16 protein-coding genes are annotated in these 19,542 nt (G+C 71.4%); 7 read left to right on the top strand and 9 right to left on the bottom strand.

Annotation, left to right across the window (positions count from 1 at the left end; all coding sequences use genetic code 11):
• Positions 1–7: 7 nt before the first annotated feature.
• Together B0I32_RS00400 and B0I32_RS00395 are read right to left on the bottom strand one after the other, a co-directional pair.
• On the bottom strand, positions 8–817 hold the full coding sequence (locus tag B0I32_RS00400) for an SAM-dependent methyltransferase (RefSeq protein ID WP_245955416.1): 810 nt from the start codon (positions 815–817) through the stop codon (positions 8–10).
• A 206-nt stretch (positions 818–1,023) separates the two neighbouring features.
• Positions 1,024–2,280: a helix-turn-helix domain-containing protein gene (locus tag B0I32_RS00395; RefSeq protein WP_181306872.1), complete on the bottom strand. Its 1,257-nt coding sequence runs from the start codon at positions 2,278–2,280 to the stop codon at positions 1,024–1,026.
• Between the two features lie 221 nt (positions 2,281–2,501).
• Between B0I32_RS00395 and B0I32_RS00390 the strand changes: the two genes are divergently transcribed.
• The 5 genes from B0I32_RS00390 (at position 2,502) to B0I32_RS00375 (ending at position 8,096) form a co-directional block, all read left to right on the top strand.
• Positions 2,502–3,224 carry a hypothetical protein gene (locus B0I32_RS00390; RefSeq protein WP_106233931.1) on the top strand — a complete coding sequence of 241 codons (723 nt, stop codon included), beginning with the start codon at positions 2,502–2,504 and terminating at the stop codon, positions 3,222–3,224.
• Between the two features lie 810 nt (positions 3,225–4,034).
• Positions 4,035–4,250, top strand: coding sequence for a hypothetical protein (locus B0I32_RS56250; RefSeq protein ID WP_146177987.1), 216 nt, complete (start codon positions 4,035–4,037; stop codon positions 4,248–4,250).
• Positions 4,251–4,299: 49 nt separating this feature from the next.
• Positions 4,300–5,061, top strand: coding sequence for a maleate cis-trans isomerase family protein (locus tag B0I32_RS00385; RefSeq protein WP_106233929.1), 762 nt, complete (start codon positions 4,300–4,302; stop codon positions 5,059–5,061).
• Entirely contained in the window at positions 5,058–6,233 is a 1,176-nt protein-coding gene (locus B0I32_RS00380) for an FAD-dependent oxidoreductase (protein ID WP_106233927.1), read from the top strand. Before B0I32_RS00385 ends, B0I32_RS00380 begins: the two co-directional genes overlap by 4 nt.
• Positions 6,234–6,284: 51 nt before the next feature.
• Positions 6,285–8,096, top strand: coding sequence for an RNA polymerase sigma factor (locus B0I32_RS00375; protein WP_106233925.1), 1,812 nt, complete (start codon positions 6,285–6,287; stop codon positions 8,094–8,096).
• A 53-nt stretch (positions 8,097–8,149) separates the two neighbouring features.
• On the opposite strand, the gene B0I32_RS00370 is transcribed toward B0I32_RS00375, so the two are convergent.
• Positions 8,150–10,072 carry a Xaa-Pro dipeptidyl-peptidase gene (locus tag B0I32_RS00370; protein WP_106233924.1) on the bottom strand — a complete coding sequence of 641 codons (1,923 nt, stop codon included), beginning with the start codon at positions 10,070–10,072 and terminating at the stop codon, positions 8,150–8,152.
• A gap of 272 nt (positions 10,073–10,344) precedes the next feature.
• Here B0I32_RS00370 and B0I32_RS00365 point away from each other — a divergent pair, with 272 nt between their 5' ends.
• Positions 10,345–11,004 (top strand): FadR/GntR family transcriptional regulator, encoded by a 660-nt coding sequence (locus tag B0I32_RS00365; protein ID WP_106233922.1) that lies wholly within the window; start codon positions 10,345–10,347, stop codon positions 11,002–11,004.
• 74 nt (positions 11,005–11,078) lie between these two features.
• On the opposite strand, the gene B0I32_RS00360 is transcribed toward B0I32_RS00365, so the two are convergent.
• Positions 11,079–11,822: a hypothetical protein gene (locus tag B0I32_RS00360; RefSeq protein WP_181306870.1), complete on the bottom strand. Its 744-nt coding sequence runs from the start codon at positions 11,820–11,822 to the stop codon at positions 11,079–11,081.
• A 160-nt stretch (positions 11,823–11,982) separates the two neighbouring features.
• Here B0I32_RS00360 and B0I32_RS00355 point away from each other — a divergent pair, with 160 nt between their 5' ends.
• Complete coding sequence (locus B0I32_RS00355; RefSeq protein ID WP_106233919.1) at positions 11,983–12,228, top strand: hypothetical protein; 246 nt, start codon at positions 11,983–11,985, stop codon at positions 12,226–12,228.
• Between the two features lie 134 nt (positions 12,229–12,362).
• On the opposite strand, the gene B0I32_RS00350 is transcribed toward B0I32_RS00355, so the two are convergent.
• The 5 genes from B0I32_RS00350 to B0I32_RS00330 all read right to left on the bottom strand — a co-directional run bounded on the left by B0I32_RS00350 (position 12,363) and on the right by B0I32_RS00330 (position 19,542).
• Positions 12,363–12,905, bottom strand: coding sequence for a YybH family protein (locus tag B0I32_RS00350; protein ID WP_106233918.1), 543 nt, complete (start codon positions 12,903–12,905; stop codon positions 12,363–12,365).
• 466 nt (positions 12,906–13,371) lie between these two features.
• Positions 13,372–13,716 (bottom strand): nitrite reductase small subunit NirD, encoded by a 345-nt coding sequence (gene nirD, locus B0I32_RS00345; protein ID WP_106233917.1) that lies wholly within the window; start codon positions 13,714–13,716, stop codon positions 13,372–13,374.
• Positions 13,713–16,142 carry a nitrite reductase large subunit NirB gene (gene nirB, locus B0I32_RS00340; RefSeq protein ID WP_219911578.1) on the bottom strand — a complete coding sequence of 810 codons (2,430 nt, stop codon included), beginning with the start codon at positions 16,140–16,142 and terminating at the stop codon, positions 13,713–13,715. Before nirB ends, nirD begins: the two co-directional genes overlap by 4 nt.
• Positions 16,139–17,533, bottom strand: a complete 1,395-nt coding sequence (locus tag B0I32_RS00335; RefSeq protein ID WP_106233914.1) for an FAD-dependent oxidoreductase — start codon at positions 17,531–17,533, stop codon at positions 16,139–16,141. The genes nirB and B0I32_RS00335 overlap by 4 nt, the downstream gene beginning before the upstream one ends.
• Positions 17,530–19,542: a molybdopterin oxidoreductase family protein gene (locus B0I32_RS00330; protein WP_219911577.1), complete on the bottom strand. Its 2,013-nt coding sequence runs from the start codon at positions 19,540–19,542 to the stop codon at positions 17,530–17,532. Before B0I32_RS00330 ends, B0I32_RS00335 begins: the two co-directional genes overlap by 4 nt.

The raw sequence follows: 19,542 nt of genomic DNA, 5'->3' as shown, positions 1-19,542 counted from the left end.
GGCGGGCTCAGGGAATCCGCGCCACGGCGCCGTAGCCGCCGGACGCGCCCGGTTGTTCCGCACCTTCGACGTCCTGGCCGTCGGGCCGCCAATCCGGAATCCACACCAACCCCGGGTCCACCAGCACGAGACCGTGGAGCAGCGCCTCCACCTCCTCCCTGGTACGAATCGCGTGACCGGGAAGCGTCATCGCCAGCAGGTCGTGCACGGCGGACAGCAGTTCCGGCGGAATGGCGTCGAACGTGGTCTGCAGCAACGACAGGTAACTGCCTTCCCGAACCGCCTGCCTGATCCGTTTGATCACGTAATGGAAGTACTCGTCGTCGTTCAGGCTGTGCGTCGAGAGCAGCAAGACGGCCACGGGCCGGTCCCAGTCGAGGAACGTCTGCAGGACCCGGTCGTCGAGCAATTCGTCGATCTCACGGATGTCGCCCTCGACGACACGTACGAGATCGGTGATCGGCTCGATCGTCGCCCGCGCTCCGGCGAGCACCATCGGGTCGTTCTCCACATAGACCACGCGGGGCGCCGAGACGCGCAGCGCGTCACGGGCCACGTCGTGCAACTGCCCGCCCGGTGGCAGGCCGCTCGGGACGCCACTCCCGACGATGACGAACTGGTCCACACCTTCGCCCGCCAGATGACGGACCACACGGCACAGATAATGGAGCACGGCCCGTGCGGCCGTCGTCGTGACGGGTGCGGCCAGGTCGTAACGGCGCACGGCGTCTCGATCCGCCGTGAAATGGTTCTTCCCACCTGCGGCGGCGTCGAGAATCCTGGTGATCCTCGCTTGGGTCATGTCCAGCTTCGCCAAGTTTCGGATGGCACGCTGACGCATTGAGTGTTGCCCCTTTCCCCTCGCCCACTATCTCGGGAAAAGTTGTCCTTTCGGACCCCACTCGATGACCCAGACCATATGATCCTCGCTACACGGGGAAAGACAACCGGAAAAGCCATTAGTTTTGGGTATATGTGCGTCACCATTCCGACGCATAAATGATCTCCCAAGCGGGAAGCAGATCATTTCCCCAGTGAACGCGAAAGCCTTTCGCGATGGTGGTTGAGCATCTCGAACGTCTCGTCGCGGGTGGTCGTAGTCACCGACAGCTTGGTGAAGGCCTGGTGGTAGGCCTCGACCGCGGCCGAGTCCGTGAGCAGCGTGTCGGACTCGATGCCGTGGGCGCAGGCGACGTCGGGCTCGAACGCCTCGGCGAAGCGCCAGAGGGTGAACGGGCCGGTGCGCGGCACGTACGCGGGATCCTCCATCGGCACCACGTGCAGCGAGACGTTGGGCCGCTTGGCGTGCTCGATCAGCACCTCCAGCTGGCGCAGCTGGACGTGCAGCCCGACGATCGAGCGCGTCAGCACGCTCTCGTCGATCACCGCCCACACCACCACGCCGCTGTCGCGGGCCACGGCCTCCTGGCGGGCCAGCACGAGGGCGAGCGCCTCTTCGACCGTCTGCTGCCCGAGCGTCGCCGGGCCGGCCACGGTGATGGCGGCCCTGGCGTACTCCTCGGTCTGCAGCAGCGGCGGGACGAACTGGCTGTGGTAGGTGCGGATCACGGTGGCCCGCTGTTCGAGCGCGTAGCCGGTGGCCAGCCAGACCGGCACCGACTGGGCGTCGTACCAGGCGGCCTCGCGCTCGCCCCTGGCCAGGGCGAGCACGTATTCGCGGATGGGCGGGACGGAGACGCCGTAGACGGTCAGCAGGCGCTCGACGGTGATCGGCGCGGGCGCGATGCGACCCTCCTCGATGGCGGGGATCGCCGCCGCGCCCTTGCCGACCGCGGTCTCCACCTGCTCGACGGAGAGCCCGGCGGTCAGGCGCAGGCCGTGCAGCCGCTTGCCGAGCGCCCGGCGCTGCGGCCCGCTCAGCGGCGCGACCGCCTCGGGGATGTCGGACGTGGGCTCGGGCTCCTCGGGCAGCCCCTCGGCCTTGCGGGCCAGCTCGACCACGCCGCGCAGCACGGCGAGTGAGCCCTCCGACAGGCCGGAGGCGGACAGCCCGATGGTCGCGGCGCGCAGTTGCAGGTCCTCGACCGAGCCCGACTCGAGGAAGTCGTCGCCGACCAGCCAGCCGACGCTCACCTGAAGGCAGGTGGCCAGGGCTCGCAGCACCTGGAGCGTCGGGTTGGTCTGCTTGCCCGTGCGCAGCTGGCTGACGTAGGCGCGGGTGATCGGGATGCCGGCCTCCGTCAGGGCGGAGGCCACCTGCGCGCCGGTGAAGCCGCGCTTGGTCAGCGCGAGATCGAGCCGCTCGGCGAAGTTCGCCACGGCACACCTCCTACCGCCCGTGAACGTTCTCAGCGTAAGGGACGCGAGCCCCAGTGTCCCCTGCCATGCGGGCAAGCTCTGCCACGCGAGCAGGTAGCAACATATACGCAAACTGTCAGTTGACATACTCGCACACATAAGCGGACTATCGGAGCACGTGGTAACTGAGGCTTAACAGCCAAAGGGTTCTGAAGAGATCCCCGGCAAGGAGGTGGCCAGACGTGACCATGGATACCCCGGACGCTTCCCGGTTCACGGAAGATCCGGTCTCCCCTGGGCAGGAGCTCGTCGTCCAGCGCATCTGCGCCCGGGTCGCCGGGCCGCTGGCCGGCGACGGCGTGCGCGTCGCGAGCCTGCCACTGGGCGGGGTCCAGGTCTGGCTGGACGACCCACGCCACCGCTGGCGCTTCTACCACCGGATGGCCCGCGAGCTGCGGCTGTCCGGCTGGCACACGGAGACCGGCCCTGACCGGCTGCTGTTGCTCGGGTGGAGTGCGGTCTGCCTGAGCCACCGCGTCAGGATGCTGGGCGCCGCGCTCAAGGGCCGGCTGGCCGACTTCGACAAGACGGCGTTCACCGCCGTCATGGTCGCCACCCGGCTGCGTCACGACGGGTTCCCCGCCGAGGACCTGCCGGCCGAGGTGGAGGCGCGCTGCGCGGACTCACTGCGCTGGCCCGCCCGCCTGGCCGATCTCGACGGCCTGGAACGACGGTCGTCGCTCGAGCCCCTGCGACTCAGGCTGGCCCAGGTGGCCGGCCTGGAGGTCAAGGTGAGCCGCCGCTGCGGCGAGCATCTCACGCTCGCCACCAAGGTCGCACGTACGGTGTCCGGTGGTGCGGGGCCGGCCCGTCCGCGTGCGGCGGGACCACGAGCGGGACTGACTGAACGCATGGTCTGCGTCAGCGTGCCGAACGTGGCGGGAAGCGCGGTGACGGCGCGATGACGTTGACGCCCCTGCGCGAGCACCCGGTCGCCCCGGTCCCGACGGCCGCGACGCGGCCCCGGCGACCGGCCCAGGCGACCGTGGCGCGCCGGGGGCGTCCGGCCGGCTCCTCCGGCCGGCCGAGCGTGCTCGCGCTCGGCCCGGCCCTGAACTGCCCGGACGCGCCGGCGGTCATCACGGCCGCGTTCCGGCAGGCGCCGCGGGGAGAACGGCCGGTTCAGCTGAACACCCCGGTTCGGGACGTTCCTCTTCGGAACGCACCGGTTCGGAACATTTCTCTTCGGGACATTTCTCTTCGGAACGCACCGGTTCGGGACGTGCCGATGAGGAACATGCCGATTCGGAACACACCGGTGCGTGACGTACCGGTGCGGGACTCAGGCGGCGCGACACCGTTCGCCGCCTCGCTCGCCGCCATCGCGGGAATGGCGGCGGCGCCCTCAGCGCCGGCCCCGGCGCTATCCCACCCCCCCGGCACCGTGAAGCACGTGCCCGACCTGGTCGGCACGGTGCTGATGGCCAGCGCGGTAGCGGCTGGCGTGCTGGCCATCTCAAGGGATAGCACCTGGGGTCGGCTTTTCTCCCGCCCGCCCGGCCGGGCGGGCACGTCCGCGGGGCCGCCGCCGGGATCCCCTGAGATCCCGCGGCGGCATCGCGCGGGCGGCTCCCGGCCGGGGCAGGCCGTGCCGCCGGCCGCCGTTCCGCTCGCCGCCACGGCGCAGGTGCGGGTCGCCGTGGCGTCGGGACGTGAGCAGCGGCCGGCCGGCTTCGAGCACCTCTCCCGTTCATCCGCGACCATGAGGAGCGATCATGCTCACCGATGAAGTGCCCAGGTCACGACCACACGAAGTGCACGCGCGGGGCGTACGGCCCGGCACGTCACCACCGGCCTGGAGCGATGACCAGGTCGCCGATCCGCCGCCGCCGGCCCCGGCGCGCACCGTGCACCGGCTGCGCCGCATCCGGCAGGTGTCCGTCGAGGCCATCACCGAGATCGACCAGGCGCTGCGGCACCGCGCGTCCTGATCTTGCTCTCCTTCCCGCACCGCTCGCCTTCCCGCACAGGAGGACATCCATGCGCACCCGTCCGGGGCATCCCGTGAGCCGCGGCAGGGTCGGCGTCGTCGTGGCGCCGGCGAACCCGTCAGCGGAACCCGAGCTGACCCGTCTGCTCGGCTCACGTGCGGACATGCACGTCGCCCGCTTCCCCGTACGGCCAGGGCTGCCCATGGCAGACCGGCTCGAAAGCTACAACGCGGACCTGCCCGCCATGGTCAACGCCTTCGACGGCCTGCGGCTGGACGCGATGGTCATGGCCTGCAGCGAGCCCCGGTACCTGCTCGGCCCCGACGGGGACAAGGAGCAGTGCGAGCGGCTGACGGCGGCGACCGGGGTGCCGTTCGCCTCGGCCACGCTGGCCACGCGCGAGGCGATGGAACACGTGATGGTCAGCGACATCGTGCTGATCTCGCCGCACGAACCGTGGGTGACGGAGCTGGCCGAACGGTTCTGGAAGACGGCCGGCATGAACGTCACCCAGATCGTCCAGGTACGCGCCCGCGAGGGCTACTCCTCCTACGCGGTCACCCCCCAGGAACTGATCACCCAGGTCGAGCTGGCCGAACCGCCGCCCGACGCGGCGCTGCTGTTCACCGGCACCGGACTGGGCACGCTGTCCGTGCTCGGCCCGCTGGCCGACGGCAACGACCGGACCCTGCTCACCTCCAACCTGTGCACCGCCTGGTGGGCCCTGTCCCACGCGGTCGGCCGGCACGTGAAGCTCAGCCGGGTGCCCTACCGCCGTCCCATGGCTTCGCAGGGGAGGCGCACGGCATGAACGGCGTCATCGTGGCCGGAGCCGGTCCCGCCGGGCTGACGGCCGCGCTCTCCCTGGCCAGGGCCGGGATCCCGGTCACCGTGCTGGAGCGGGAGAACGAACTGCCAAGGCAAGCCCGCTCATGCACGTTTCACCCCGCCACCCTAGACCTGCTCGACTCCCTCGGCGTGGCCTCCCGGCTGGTGGCCGGCGGGCGCGTCGTGGACCGGGTGCAGTGGCGCGACCGGTCCGGGATCGTGCTCGCCGAGATGGGCATGAACCGGCTGGACGGCCTGACCCGGCATCCGTTCAGGATCCACGCCGACCAGTCCGCGCTCACCGCGCTGCTGCTTGCGGCCCTGAACGTCTACCCGGACGTGGACGTGCGGTTCGGCACCCACGTGGACGGCGTCGCCGAGGGCGGCACAGGCATCCGGGTCCGCGTCGGCCACACCTGGACGCGGGCCCGGTACATGATCGCCGCCGACGGCGCCCACAGCACCGTGCGCGGCTCGCTGGGGCTGTCCTTTCCCCGCTCCGCCTGTCCTGCGCAGGCGCTGCGGGTGTTCACCGACTCGCCACTGGACCGGCTGCTGCCGAGCCTGGCGCCGCTGACGTACGTACGGGATGTGCAGCAGTCGTGCACCCTGCTCGGCCTGCCCGACCACTGGCGGATCATCTTCAAGATCCCCTGCGAGGCGCACGAGCCGCTGTCCCCGTCGAACCTGTCCCTGCTGGTCCGCCGGGCCCTGCCGGGTGCCAGCGAGCCGATCAGGGTGACCGGCGCCGACCGGTTCGGACTGTCGAGGGGGGTGCTGCCCTCGTACCGGTGCGGGCGGGTGCTGTTCGTGGGCGACGCCGCGCACCTGACGTCCACGATCGGCGGGCTGAACATGAACGCCGGCATCCACGACGCCGCCGAGGCCGGCCAGGTCATCGCGGCGGTGATCGGCGGCTACGCCCAACCGACCGCGCTGGAGGCGTGGGCCTGGCGGCGGCGCTCGGTGCTGCTGCACCGGGTGGTCCCGCGCGGCGAGACGCGGCCGGCGGGCGTGCGCGAGCACGACAGCGCCAGGCTCGCGGCGGCCATGGCCGGGCTGCGCGCCATCGCCGGCGATCCCGACGCCACCCGCGCCTACCTGGCGCAGGCGTCACTCCTGGACATCGCGCCGAAACCGGCCGGGAGGACCTGACGATCACGAGCACGCACCAGTCCGCGTACCGAGAGGAGGAGGTGACACCGGATGTGGCGAACCCTGTCCGACGACGCCCGCCAGGCCATCCGTGACCTGTGCGACAAGCACGGAGCCCGCCTCTACGACTACTGCCGCACCGAACTCGCCGCCGGCGACGCCGAGCAGGCGGTGGCGGGCGCCGTCATGACGGCGCACCTGTACGCGGACCGGGTGGTCGATCCGGCCCTGCGCCGGCCCTGGCTGTACGCGGTGGCCAGAGCCCACCGGGCGGTCGTGGCCAAACCGGCCAGCATCGGCTCGTGGTCGCGTCCAGGCCGCATGTCGGAGCTGCTGCCCGAGGCGCTGCTGTCCCTGGACCGGCCGCAGCGCGAACTGCTCGACCTGTCCGTCCGGCACGGCCTGGCCGACCCGGAGCTCAGCGCGCTCTTCGAGCTGCCCGAGGCCGAGGTGCGCGCCATCATCGAGCGGGCCGCCGCCGGCCTGGAGGAGTGGTTCGCCGCCATCGTCGCGGCGCGCTCCCGCGACGGCTGCCCCGACCTGACGGCACGGGTGGGCGAGTGGGTCACCGCCCCCGGCCGGCGGGCCAGGGCCAGGATCGGCCGCCACATCCAGTCCTGCGCGACCTGCCGGGCCGCGCCCAGGACCATGACGGCGGGCGCGCTGCTGCGCCGCCTGCCGATCGCGGCACTGCCCGGCACACTGCCCAACCGGCTGGCGTCAGCGCAGCCTCTGCCCGGCGAGGGACCACTCTGGCGGGCGGACGGCTTTCCTGTGCAGGCCCGCACACTGGTCGAGACCGGCTCCTCGTCGCCGGCTCCCCCGGTCGCTGACGTCACGCCACCTACCCCGGTCGCCGACCCCACGGCGGCGACCTCGGGAAAGCCCTGGTCGGCGGCGGGCGCGGCCGCCGCCGACCAGGAGCACCCCGTCGCACCCGCCGTGCGCGGGCGGCACCCGTTCACGCCGCCGAGCCGGACCCGGGCCTTCCGCGGCGGCGCGAACGGCGACAAGCTCGTCTACACCGCCGTCGTCAAGGGCGAGAGCAACGGCGTGCACCACGACGACGCGGTCATCCGCTACGGCGGCATCACCCTGTCCGGCGCGGAACGGTTCACGGGCGGCGGGGGCTCGGGAGGCGATCCCGGGCAGTGGCAGGAGTACTGGCGGGACAAGCCCGAGGACGACGATCCCGACCAGGGCACGCCGATCAGGGCGGTGGCCAGGCTGGGGCTGATCCTCGGCGTGGGCCTGCTGGCGGCGGGCCTGATCTGGGCCGTCATGAACGCCCGCGAGCATCCGGCCACGCTCACCAAGGCCGCTGCGCAGACGAGCGTGCTGCTGGAGCAGCCCTCGCGATGGGTGGCCGAAGTCACCACTGGCACTACTGGCACTACTGGCACCACTGGCACCACGGCTGGCGGCTCGGAGGAGAGCACCGCCGGGTCGGCGCTGAAGGCCGTGCCCAGGACGTCCGCATTGCCCAGGCCGGAGCCGCCGGCGGCCCGGCTGTCCCCGGCGTCGGTGTCTCTGGGACAGGGGCGCACCGGATCGTTCGCGCTGTCGTGCACCGGCCGGTGCGAGGTCGTGTCGGCCTCGGGCACGGACGGCATCGCCGTGTCGGGGAACCGCTTCCGGATCAAGGAGACGGCGCGATCGGGGCGCTGCGACGACGAGCCGGTCGTGCGGCGCGGGGAGATCGCCGTCAGGTGGGCGGGCAGGACCAGCGGCGACGGCCGCCACACCGGCGGCACGACCGCCGGCGGGGGCACACTGCGCCTGAAGGTGTCCTGGACGGTCGAGCGCGGTGACGGCGTGCTGACGCTCGACTCCCGCGACGGGACCCACTGGCGCGACTGCTGAGACGGCCCGCTCGGGCAGGGAACCCACGGCCCTGCCCGAGCGGGGTCCGTGTTTTAGAAGAAGTGGAACCCGGGCTCGGGCTCGGGCAGGTCCAGCTTCTCCGGCCCGCGGAACCTGGAGGTGTCCTTCGGCACGTCGGGCAGCGGGGTGCCGAGCACGAACGGCACGGTCACACTGCTCCTGGCCAGGTCGACGGTGACGTTCGCCCCGGTGCCGGTCTCCGAGGTGTACGTCGAGTCGGTGCCGGCCACCACCAGGCCGATCCGGTGACCCTTCTTGAAGGTGTAGTCCTGCGGCAGGGTCAGCCACTTGACGGTGCCGTACGTTCCCAGGGGCAACGGCTTGCCCTGGCTGAGCGAGTCGCGGTTGCGCACGTCGATCCAGCCGCGGGCGACGATCTCCAGCGGACGAGTGGCCACGTTGGTGACGACCTTGCGGTAGCAGGCGTCGTCGTCCGCGGTGCTCTCCCCGTGGCAGTCCTCCTCGGTGAGCGTGGTGATGCCCTGGCCGCGGCGCCAGTCGACGCGGGTGTCGTCACCGAAGTCAACCAGGAGCGCGGTCAGGTTGGCGGCCGGCTTGTCCAGCTTGACCCGCAGGTCGGCGGTCGGCGTGCCGGACAGGCGCAGGCTCAGCGGCAGCTCACCGGTGGTGAACGCCACCCGCCCCGGGTTCGGCTGACCCACCTCGGCCACCATGTCGGTCTCGCTCATGGCGACGTCGGTGAACGTCGCGGTGCTGTTGCGCGCGGCGGGCCGCAGGCCGAGCGAGCCGTCGGCGGAGGGGCGCAGCGACGCCTTGAGCGCGTACGGGGCCGGCCAGTCGCGCTGCGTGATCCACCGCGCCGGGCCGATCTCGACGTCGGCGCGCGGCTCGTTCGTGACGCCGTTGCGCACGCCGTGCAGCCAGTGGTCGAACCAGCGGTGCAGCGTGTCCACCCACAGGTCCCTGCGGCCCTCGAAGTCGAACGGGTCCACGTGCTGGGTCTGGCCGACCCAGATCTTGCGCGGCACGTTCCTGTCGGCCAGGGCCTTCCACCAGGCGGAGAAGTTGTCCGGCTTGACGTTGAGGTCGTTGACCGTGTGGATGACGAAGACGCTGGCCCTGACCTTGGAGACGTCGCCGAGCAGGCCCTTGATGTAGTCGCGCTCGGCCCAGAATCCGTTGTAGTCGCCGGTGTCGTCGCCGTCCTCGGCGTCCATCTTGTCGCGTACCGGCCGGCACTTGTCCTCGGGGTCGGTGTCGACGTAGTTCGCCAGCCAGGAGGCGTAGTCGTAGTTGTAGACGACGCCGTTCGAGCGCTGGTACTTGTACCAGGAGCTGATCGCCGAGATCGGGACGATCGTCTCCAGGCCCTTGACGCCGGTGGCGGCGACGGCGTTGGCCAGGGTGCCGTCGTAGGACTTGCCGATCATCGCGGACTTGCCGGTGGTCCAGTCGGCCACGGCCGGGGTGCCGTCCGGTTTGACCGCCTTGGCGCGGCCGTTCAGCCAGTCGATGACGGCCTTGCCGCCCAGCACGTCGGCCTTGCCGCCGATGTCGGGGCAACCCTCCGACCTGGTGGTGCCGAGCATGTCGACGTTGAGGACGGCGTAGCCGCGCGGGACGAAGTAGTTGTCATAGAAGAGCGGAAATTTCGTGACATTTCCGGCGGCGTCGTAGACCTTCCGCTCGCCCTCGTTCCCACGACCGGAGTTGTCGTAGTACGGACTCTCGTCGATGATCACCGGCACCCTGAGCCTGGGGCCGGACTCCTTGGGCCGGATGATGTCCACCCTGACCTTGTCGAGGTTGCCGTCGAGGTCGCTGTCGACGGTCGACTCGACGTACACGTGCTCGCGGACGGCGTCCGCGTAGGAGAAGACCGGCTGGGTCCGGCCGTTCTCGACGGTGATCGCGGGAGCGGCGGCGGCCTGGGCGGGCGTCGCTATCGCGAGGGTGAGCGCGACGGCGAAGAGGGCCGGGCGTAATTGTGACACGCGTGACCTCCGGGACGGTGTGCTGGAGCCAGAACGCAATCTCTCAGACGGCCTGACAGGTGGCAAGAGCACCAGTCGGTGCGCCCTGGTAATCAGCCCGGTAGTGAGCCCGCGCGGACAGGCCGATGGAGTGCCCCGTGGAGTGGTCGTGTGGAGTGGTTGCGTGGAATGGTGCGTGAACTGCCGCTTGCGGTGCCGCGCCACGGGGCTCCCCGCCCCACCCGCCTGAACGTCTAGGGTGGATGTCCGTCAGCACGTTGAGGAGAGGGTGCATGCGTAACGTCGCTCGGACCTCGCTCGTGGACGCCGCCATCGCCGAGCTCCGCAGGGAGATCGCCGAAGGGGTGTGGCCGGTCGGCACCAAGATCCCCTCCGAGAGCCGGCTCGCGGAGAGCCTGGGCATGAGCAGGCTGTCCGTACGCGAGGCGGTGCGGGTCCTCGCCCACGCGGGCCTGCTGCACACCCGGCAGGGCGACGGCACCTACGTGACGGCGACCGACGAGTCCCAGGTGGCGCTGCGCCGCCGGCTCGACACCGCCGCCGCCATGGACATCATCGACGTCCGCCGCGGCCTCGACCTCGTCGCCGCCAGGCTGGCGGCCGCCCGGCGCACCGAGGACGACCTGACCGCGATGCGCGGAGCCCTGGCCCGCAGAGACGCGGCCGGCCGCGCGGGCGACCTCGACGGCTTCGCCGACGCGGACGTGGACTTCCACCTGCTGGTGGCGGACGCGGCCCACAACGCGCTGCTCAGGGACCTCTACCGGAGCATGAGCGACGCGCTGCGCGACAGCGTGAGGGACCAGGAGCAGGCGGCCCTGGAGCCCGACCCCTCACACGAGGCACTGCTCCGCGCGATAGAGGAGTCGGACGCGGCCCAGGCGATCGCCGTCTCGGTCGCCATCCTGGACCAGCAGGAACGCGACCTCTGACCCCGTCCCGCTGAGGTGAGCCGGGATGCGCCCGGAGGGGTGCTGCTCGGGGCGCATCCCGGTTGTCCGGGGGGTCATCCGGGGATGGAGATGGTGTCCGCCTCGTCGTTCACCGGTGGGTCGGGGTCTGGTCTCGGGCGCCTCCGCCGGAGGGCCGGGAGGCGTAGGGCGGTCAGGGTCAGGAGGGCGCCGGCGGCCGCGGCCAGGAGCAGGGTCCAGGCGGGTACGGCGCCGCTTTCGCCGCCGGACGGCGGTGTGGCGGGCTTCTCGGCGAGGGCGGCGGGCGGTGCGTCGCCGAAGATCGGGGCCGGGGGCCGGATGGTGTCCCAGTACTTGTCGGCTTCGGGGCCCACGCTGTCCACCAGGTCCTTCGGCACGGGGTTGATCCGCAGGGAGCCGGGCACCGTCAGGGATCCCACCTCGTACGGCTGGAACGGCCCCTGGACGGCCTCCACCTTCCAGGTGCCCTCCGGCAGCGCCACGGCCGTCGCGTAGTGTGCCGCCTCCGGCAGGGCCTTGCCGTCGAAGGTCAGGCTCGTGCCGTCAGAGCTGGTGAAGCGGAGCGCGACGGGGTTCATGAGCCCCTCGAACGGGTGTGTGCCGTGTTGCAGCACCCAGAACCCCAGCGTGTACGAATCGCCGCCCTCGAAGCGGGGCGGGGACGGATCCAGGTACGTCACCGCCCATGCGCCGGCCACCGAGGCCGGAACGCTCTCACCGGCCGCCGCGGCCGGCACGTTCTCCTCGGCCGCCGCGGCCGGCACGCCTCCGGCCGCCAGTGCCGTGACCATGGCCAGCGCCATCAGTGCCCTTCTCATGGGACCACCTCCGGTCTGCATACACCGCAGGCGGCCCCGAGGTTCCCACGCCCCGGCGAACGCCCGGCCCCCGAAAGGAAAGTGCGACATTTCCCGATAGGGCGCGCACAATGGAAAGGAGAAAGGCGAGAATTCGGCGAGGAGCGAGGAGGCTTGCGCCGTGCCCGCCGCCGGACGCGAATATCTGACCGCGATGCTCGACGTGCTCGTCTACGAGAACCTCTTGGTCGCCTGGCGCAGGATGCCGCTCGGCGGGTACATGATCGTCTCGCACGAGGGCGAGGAGATCAGGCTGACGGCGCAGCAGGCGGACATGTGGACACGGGGCGCCTTCGCCGTCTATCTGGCGCTGGTGGATCAGCGCCGCATCCGTCCCCGCATCCCCGGCGACACCGCCCAGAATTGATCCCCGTGGCACCACCGGAATCGGCCCGTTCTGCTGCCCGCGTACCCTTCTTGAATGCGGCTTTCTGACCGGTCGATATACCTCCGGTCAGGCGACGCGGTTTTGCGCGGCGCGCCGGAACGCCAGGAAGCGGGTCAGGACGCCTGGTTGTTCATGAACTGCGAGATCTTCCACTCCTCGCCGTCCTTGGTGAGCAGGAACAGCTCCCGGTAGTCGTCGTCGCCCTGCTTGCTCGTCGAGCGGACGAAGGCGTCCTGGTCGCCGGCCGTACGCGACTCGTCGATCGTGTGTTTGGCCTGCTTCATGTCGTTCGAGCCCTGCAGCTTCTGGAACAGGGTGCGGATGGCGTCGCTGCCCTCCGCCGTGGCCTGCCCGTCCACCGCGACCACCGCGTCGTCGCTGAAGGAGCTGACGACCTGGTCGAGGTTGCCCGCCTTGAGGGCGTTGAAGTAGCCCTGGACGGCCGACTCCGCCTGGCTGCCGCCGGCGGTGTCGGACGGCGAGGCCTCGCCGGTGGCGGTGCCGGTCGTGCCGGGCGACATGGAGTCCATGTCGGTGGGCGTGCCGGGACTGGCCGCCCCCTTCATCGCCTGGTTGTTCGCGGAACATCCCGCGAGCAGGAGTGCGGGCACGATCGCGGCCAGCAGGAGTGCCCGGTGCTGAGGAATCTTGGTCATGGCCGCTTGATGCCCCCGCCGGTCAGCGGCGAATGCGCGGTTTAGGCACTTCGCACGCCCTCTTTACCGGGTCCGGGTATTACTCACGGTAACGCTTCACCGGAATTGAAGAGACCGGTCAGTGCCGCGATCGTTGCCACCTTGATACCCAGTGGGCATGGGAGCGCCGATAGCGTCCATCCAGTGCCGCGAACCCAGGCGAACCCCGAGCCTCTCCCCCAGCGCGACGACGCCGAACGCTGTGACAACGTCGAGTCAGGGCGGCGCTGCGTGCTTCCAGCGGCCCACCGAAGCGCACATGTCTACCCCCCGGTAGAGGTGGGCGCCGTGGAGACCAGAGCCTAGCCAGCCGCCCGCCCCGCCGCAGTCGAAACAGCGAAACACAGAAACGCCGCATCACGCCCGGACCGTCGAGACGGCCGGGCGCGATGCGGCGTTTCGCCGTGCGTCCCCGCGAAGGTTCCCTCTAGACGCCGGCCTCCACGAGCTGACGCACAGTGACCTCGACGTACCCGCCTTCCGCCCGCACGGCGTAGACCGGCACCGACACGCTCTCGTCGTCCAGGCAGAGCCCCGTCACGAGCGAGAACACCTGCTTGTGCAGCGGCGAGGCGACCGTCGGCTCGCCGCGCCTGGTGCCCACGATGCCGCGGGAGAGCACGTACGCCCCGCTGAACGGGTCGAGGTTGGACAGCGCGTACAGCTCTCCCTCGTACGTACGGAAGAGCGCCACCTGGACGCCGTCCACCAGGGCGCAGACGCCGCGCTCCGGCAGCAGGGCGTCGTAGGCACAGATCGAGGTCCAGCTCATGGGGCCATCACCGGCCTGATCTGGCCGCGCTCGCTGCCGAACACGATCGACGGGTCGGGCACGCCGGGGGCGTTGACGAAGCTGACGAACCGGCTGAGCTTCTCCGGGTCGTCGAGCGTGGCCTGCCATTCGTCGGCGTACGTGGCGACGTGGTGGTTCATCTGCGCGTCCAGGTCGGCGCAGATGCCGAGTGAATCGTTCATGATCACCTCACGGAGGTAGTCGAGGCCGCCGTCCAGCGACTCGATCCAGGTGGCCGTGCGTTGCAGACGGTCCGCGGTGCGGATGTAGAACATCAGGAACCGGTCGATGGTCCTGATCAGCTCGTCGGTGGTCAGGTCGGTGGCGAGCAGGTCGGCGTGGCGGGGCTTGAAGCCGCCGTTGCCGCCGACGTAGAGGTTCCAGCCCTGCTCGGTGGCGATGATGCCGAAGTCCTTCGAGCGGGCCTCGGCACACTCGCGGGCGCAGCCGGAGACGGCCGACTTCAGCTTGTGCGGCGAGCGCAGGCCGCGGTAGCGCAGCTCCAGCCCGATGGCCATGCCCACGGAGTCCTGTACGCCGTAGCGGCACCAGGTGGAGCCCACGCAGGACTTGACCGTGCGCAGCGCCTTGCCGTACGCGTGCCCCGACTCGAACCCGGCGTCGACCAGCCGCCGCCAGATCTCCGGCAGCTGCTCGACCCTGGCGCCGAACAGGTCGATCCGCTGCCCGCCGGTGATCTTGGTGTAGAGGCCGAAGTCGCGGGCCACCTCGCCGATCACGATCAGCTTGTCCGGCGTGATCTCGCCGCCGGGGATGCGCGGGACGACCGAGTACGTGCCGTTCTTCTGGATGTTGGCGAGGAAGGCGTCGTTGGTGTCCTGGAGCGCGGCCCGCTCCCCCTCCAGCACGTGCCCGTTGTGCAGCGAGGCCAGGATCGAGGCCACGGCCGGCTTGCAGATGTCGCAGCCGCGGCCCTGCCCGTGCTGCCCGATGAGCTCGGAGAAGGTGGTGATGCCGCGCACCCGTACGATGTCGAACAGCTCGGCCCGCGAGTACGTGAAGTGCTCGCACAGCGCCTTGCTGACCTCGACGCCCGACTTCTCCAGCAGCTGCTTGAGCATCGGCACGCAGCTGCCGCAGGTCGTCCCCGCCCGCGTGCAGGCCTTGATGCCGGGCACGTCGGTGACGCCCTTGTCGGCGATCGCCGAGCGGATGTCGCCCGCGCACACGTTGTTGCACGAGCAGACCTGCGCCTCGTCCGGCAGGTCGAGGCTCGCGCCGGCCCCGCTGAACAGCAGGTCGGACGGCGCGGCGGGCAGTTCCTTGCCGACGAACGGCCGCAGCGAGGTGTACGGCGAGGCGTCGCCCACGCAGATGCCGCCGAGCAGGGTCCGCGCGTCGTCGCTGATGAACAGCTTCTTGTACACGCCGCCCACCGGGTCCATGTAGGTGACGTCGAGCGCCCCCTCCATCGCCCCGAACTGGGCCACCTCCACGCCCAGCAGCTTGAGCTTGGTGGACAGGTCGGCGCCCTCGAACGCGGCCGAGCCGCCCATGATGCGGTCGGCGGCCACCTCGGCCATCGTGTTGCACGGCCCGACGAGCCCGTACACCATGCCGCCGGACAGCGCGCACTCGCCGATCGCGTAGATGGACGGGTCGGAGGTCCGCATGGCGGAGTCGACCACGATGCCGCCGCGCGGGCCGACGTCGAGCCCCGAGGACCTGGCCAGCTCGTCGCGCGGCCTGATCCCGGCCGAGAAGACGACGACCTGCGCCTGCACCAGGCTGCCGTCCGGCTTGCGCAGCCCGGTGACCTGGCCCTCGTCGTCGGCGACGATCTCCTGCACCCCGGCTCCGGCGTGCACGCTGAGCCCGAGCCCCTCGATGTGCGACTTGAGCACCGAGCCGCCGCCCTCGTCCACCTGGCGCGGCATCAGCCAGGGGCTCATCTCGACGATGTGCGCCTTGAGCCCGAGCGCCCGCAGCGCGTCGGCGGCCTCCAGGCCGAGCAGGCCGCCGCCGACCACGACGCCCTCCACGGCGTCCTTGGCGGCCACCCTGATCGCGTCGAGGTCCTCGATCGTGCGGTAGACGAAGGCGTGCTCGGCGCCCGGCACCGGCGGCACGAACGGCGCGGAGCCGGTGGCCAGCACGAGCACGTCGTAGGGCTCGGCGCCGCCGTCCGCCAGGACGACCCGGCGGGCGTCCCTGTCGATGCCGGTGACGCGGGTGTTCAGCCTCGTCACGACGCCCGCGGGCACGTCGTAGGTGAGGTCTTCGACGGTGGTGCCGGACAGGTAGGAGGTCAGCGCCACCCGGTCGTAGGCGGGGCGCGGCTCCTCACCGATCACGGTCACGGTGCCGGCGAAGCCCCTGCTCGTGAGCGTCTCGACGAGCCGGTGCGCGGTCGGGCCGTACCCGACGACGACGATCCTGTTCACACGGAGATCCCTTCCTGCTCGCACAGCCAGCCGACGATGCCCTCCACGGCGTCGCGGCAGGTACCGCATCCGGTCGTGGCCCTGGTCGCGGCCGCCACTCCGGCCACGTCCCGCGCCCCGGCCTCCCAGCACGCCCTGATCTGACCCTTGGTCACGTTGTTGCACCGGCAGATCGTGGCCGCGTCGGGCATGAGCGTCGGGCTGTCGGTCACGGGCGCCGACGACAGCCCGGGGAACAGCAGCCCGGCCCGGTCGCCCGGCACCTGACCGCCACGGTCGAAGAGCTGGGTGAGCGTGCCGACGGCGTCGCTCTCGCCCAGCAGGATCGCGCCGACCAGGCGGCCGTCGCGGATGACGAGCTTGCGGTAGGTGCCGCGGGCCCGGTGGCTGAAGCGCACCACCTCGGCGTGCTCCTCACCGAGATGCGTCTCACCCATCGCGGCCAGCTCGACGCTCTTGGCCTTGAGCCGGGTGACCAGCCGGGAGCCCCGGTAGCGGGCCTTGCCGCCGGTGATGACCTCGGCGGCCACCACGGCCTGCTCCCAGGCGGGGGCGACCAGGCCGTACACCGTGCCGTCGTGCTCGGCGCACTCGCCGATGGCGAAGATCGACGGGTCGTCGGTGCGCATCTCGTCGTCCACGACGACGCCGCGCCGCACCTCCAGCCCGGCGTCGGCGGCCTGTTTCGTGACGGGGCGCACGCCGCAGGCGAGCACGACCAGGTCGGCCTCGACCAGTTCGCCGTCGTCGAGCCGGACGCCGCCCTCCTCCACCTGGGAGGCGCTGACGCCGGTACGGATCCCCACACCGAGCCCGGCCAGCGTCTCCCCCAGCACGACGCCGGCCTCGCTGTCGAGCTGGCGTTCCATGAGGTGCCCGGCCAGGTGCAGCAGCGTGACGGGCAGGCCGCGCCCGGCCAGGCCGCGGGCGGCCTCGATGCCGAGCAGGCCGCCGCCGACGACCACGGCCCCGCGGGCGTGCTCGGCCGCGGCCATGATCCGCTCGCAGTCCTCCAGCGTGCGGAACGGGATCGCCCGGTCCACGCCGGGGATCGGCGGCACGATGGCGTCGCTGCCGGTGGCCAGGACCAGCAGGTCGTACGGCTCGCGCCGGCCGTCCTCGGTCACGACGTGCCTGGTCTCCCTGTCGATCCAGGCGACCGCGCTGCCGAAGGCGGCCTCCACGTCGTGGGCCTCGTACCAGGCGGGGTCGACCAGCCGGACCTGCTCCGGCCTGGAGCTGCCGGCCAGCACGTTCGACAGCAGAATGCGGTTGTAGGGCCGGCACGTCTCCGCGCCGAACACGGTGATCTTCATGTGCGGGTCTCGGGCGCGTACCTCACTGATCAGCCGCGACCCGGCCATCCCGTTGCCCACGACGACGAGCCTCATGAGTCCCTCTCCACCCTGACGGCGCTGACCTTGAACTCCGGCATCCTCGACGTCGGGTCCAGGGCCGGATTGGTGAGCCGGTTGGCGCCCTCCCAGTGGAAGGGCATGAACACGGTGTCCCTCCTGATCGCGTCGCTGATCCTGGCCACGGCCTTGGCCTCGCCGCGCCTGCTGCTGACGCGCACGACGTCGCCGGGGCCGATGTCGAGCTGCTCGGCCAGGTCGGGGTGCAGCTCGACGTACGGCTCCGGCGCGGCCCGGACGAGCGGCGCGATCCTGCGGGTCTGCGCGCCGCTCTGGTAGTGGGCCAGCACCCGGCCGGTGCTCAGGTAGAGGGGGTAGTCCGCGTCGATCTCCTCGGCGGGCGGCCGGTGCTGGACGGGCACGAACCTGGCCCGGCCGTCCGGGGTGGCGAAGGAGTCGAGGAACGGCCGCGGCGTGCCCGGGTGATCCAGAGTGGGACAGGGCCAGAAGACGCCGGTCTCGGCCGTGATGCGCTCGTACGTGATGCCGGAGTAGTCGGCCGGGCCGCCGGCGCTGGCGCGGCGCAGCTCGTCGAAGACCTTGACCGGCTCGGTCTCGAAGCGGTGGCCGAGCCGCGCGGCGAGGGCGGAGATGACGTCCAGGTCGCTCCTGACGCCCTCGGGCGGCGCGACCGCCCGCTGCCGCAGCAGGACGCGGCCCTCCAGGTTCGTCATGGTGCCGCCCTCCTCGGCCCACTGGGTCACGGGGAAGACCACGTCGGCCAGCGCCGCGGTCTCCGACATGACGAAGTCGCAGGTCACCAGCAGGTCGAGGGCGGCGATGCGATCAGCCACGTGCTCGGAGGCGGGCGCGGAGATGATCGGGTTCGATCCGAACAGCAGCAGCGCGCGCGGCCCCTCCCTGGTGCCGAGGGCGTCGAGCAGCTCGTACGCCGACCGCCCGGGCCCCGGGATGTCCTCGGCCGCGATCCCCCACACCTCGGCCATGTGCGCCCTGGCGGCCGGGTCGTCGATCTTGCGGTAGCCGGGCAGCTGGTCGGCCTTCTGCCCGTGCTCCCTGCCGCCCTGCCCGTTGCCCTGCCCGGTCACGCACCCGTACCCGGAGCCGAGCCGGCCGGGCAGTCCGAGCGCGAGGGCCAGGTTGATGTACGCGGTGACGGTGTCGGTGCCCTTGGCGTGCTGCTCGGCGCCGCGCCCGGTCAGGATGTACGCCTTGTCCACCGCCGCCATGGCCCTGACCGCCTGCCGCATCTGGTGCACGGGCACGCCGGTGATCCGCTCGACCCGCTCGGGCCACCAGGCGGACAGCGAGGTGCGCACCTCCTCGAACCCGGAGGTCCTGGCGCCGACATACGCCTCGTCCACCAGGTCGTCGGCGACGGCCAGGTGCAGCAGGCCCAGGGCCAGCGCCAGATCGGTGCCGGGAGCGGGCTGCAGGTGCAGCCAGGCCAGCTTGGCGGTCTGGGTGCGGCGCGGGTCGATGACGATCACCCGCGGGCCGGTCACGTGGCGGACGAAGGGCGGCATGGTCTCGGCCACGTTCGCCCCGGCCAGCAGGACGACGTCTGCCTCGGCCAGGTCGGTGATCGGGAACGGCATGCCCCGGTCCATGCCGAACGCCCTGATGGAGGCGGCGGCGGCCGAGGACATGCAGAACCGGCCGTTGTAGTCGATCTGGCTGGTGCCGAGCGCGACCCGGGCGAACTTGCCCAGCGAGTACGCCTTCTCGTTCGTCAGCCCGCCCCCGCCGAACACGGCCACGGCGTCGGGGCCGTGTTCGGCGCGGATGGCGGACAGCCGGTCCGCCACGTAGTCGAGGGCGACGTCCCAGGCCACCGGCTCGCCGTGCAGAAGCGGCGTGGTCAGGCGCTCGCCGTTGGTGAGCAGCTCGCCCGCCGTCCACCCCTTCTGGCACAGCGCGCCCGAGGCGTTGGCCGGAATGTCGGTCCTGGGGGTGATGGCCACCCCCGGGCCGATCTCCATGCCGCACTGCAGCGCGCAGTACGGGCAGTGGGTCGCCGTCAC

It is taken from the genome of Nonomuraea fuscirosea, from assembly GCF_003001935.1.
Taxonomy (GTDB): domain Bacteria; phylum Actinomycetota; class Actinomycetes; order Streptosporangiales; family Streptosporangiaceae; genus Nonomuraea; species Nonomuraea fuscirosea.
This window is presented reverse-complemented; position numbering and strand designations above follow the sequence as displayed.

What these genes read in the sequence shown, in the direction of transcription:
- B0I32_RS00350 (WP_106233918.1), bottom strand. Translation starts at nt 12,905, where the DNA reads ATGACCAAGATTCCTCAGCACCGGGCACTCCTGCTGGCCGCGATCGTG.
- B0I32_RS00335 (WP_106233914.1), bottom strand. Translation starts at nt 17,533, where the DNA reads ATGAGGCTCGTCGTCGTGGGCAACGGGATGGCCGGGTCGCGGCTGATC.
- B0I32_RS00380 (WP_106233927.1), top strand. Translation starts at nt 5,058, where the DNA reads ATGAACGGCGTCATCGTGGCCGGAGCCGGTCCCGCCGGGCTGACGGCC.
- B0I32_RS00365 (WP_106233922.1), top strand. Translation starts at nt 10,345, where the DNA reads ATGCGTAACGTCGCTCGGACCTCGCTCGTGGACGCCGCCATCGCCGAG.
- nirD (WP_106233917.1), bottom strand. Translation starts at nt 13,716, where the DNA reads ATGAGCTGGACCTCGATCTGTGCCTACGACGCCCTGCTGCCGGAGCGC.
- B0I32_RS00375 (WP_106233925.1), top strand. Translation starts at nt 6,285, where the DNA reads ATGTGGCGAACCCTGTCCGACGACGCCCGCCAGGCCATCCGTGACCTG.
- B0I32_RS00360 (WP_181306870.1), bottom strand. Translation starts at nt 11,822, where the DNA reads ATGAGAAGGGCACTGATGGCGCTGGCCATGGTCACGGCACTGGCGGCC.
- B0I32_RS56250 (WP_146177987.1), top strand. Translation starts at nt 4,035, where the DNA reads ATGCTCACCGATGAAGTGCCCAGGTCACGACCACACGAAGTGCACGCG.
- B0I32_RS00385 (WP_106233929.1), top strand. Translation starts at nt 4,300, where the DNA reads ATGCGCACCCGTCCGGGGCATCCCGTGAGCCGCGGCAGGGTCGGCGTC.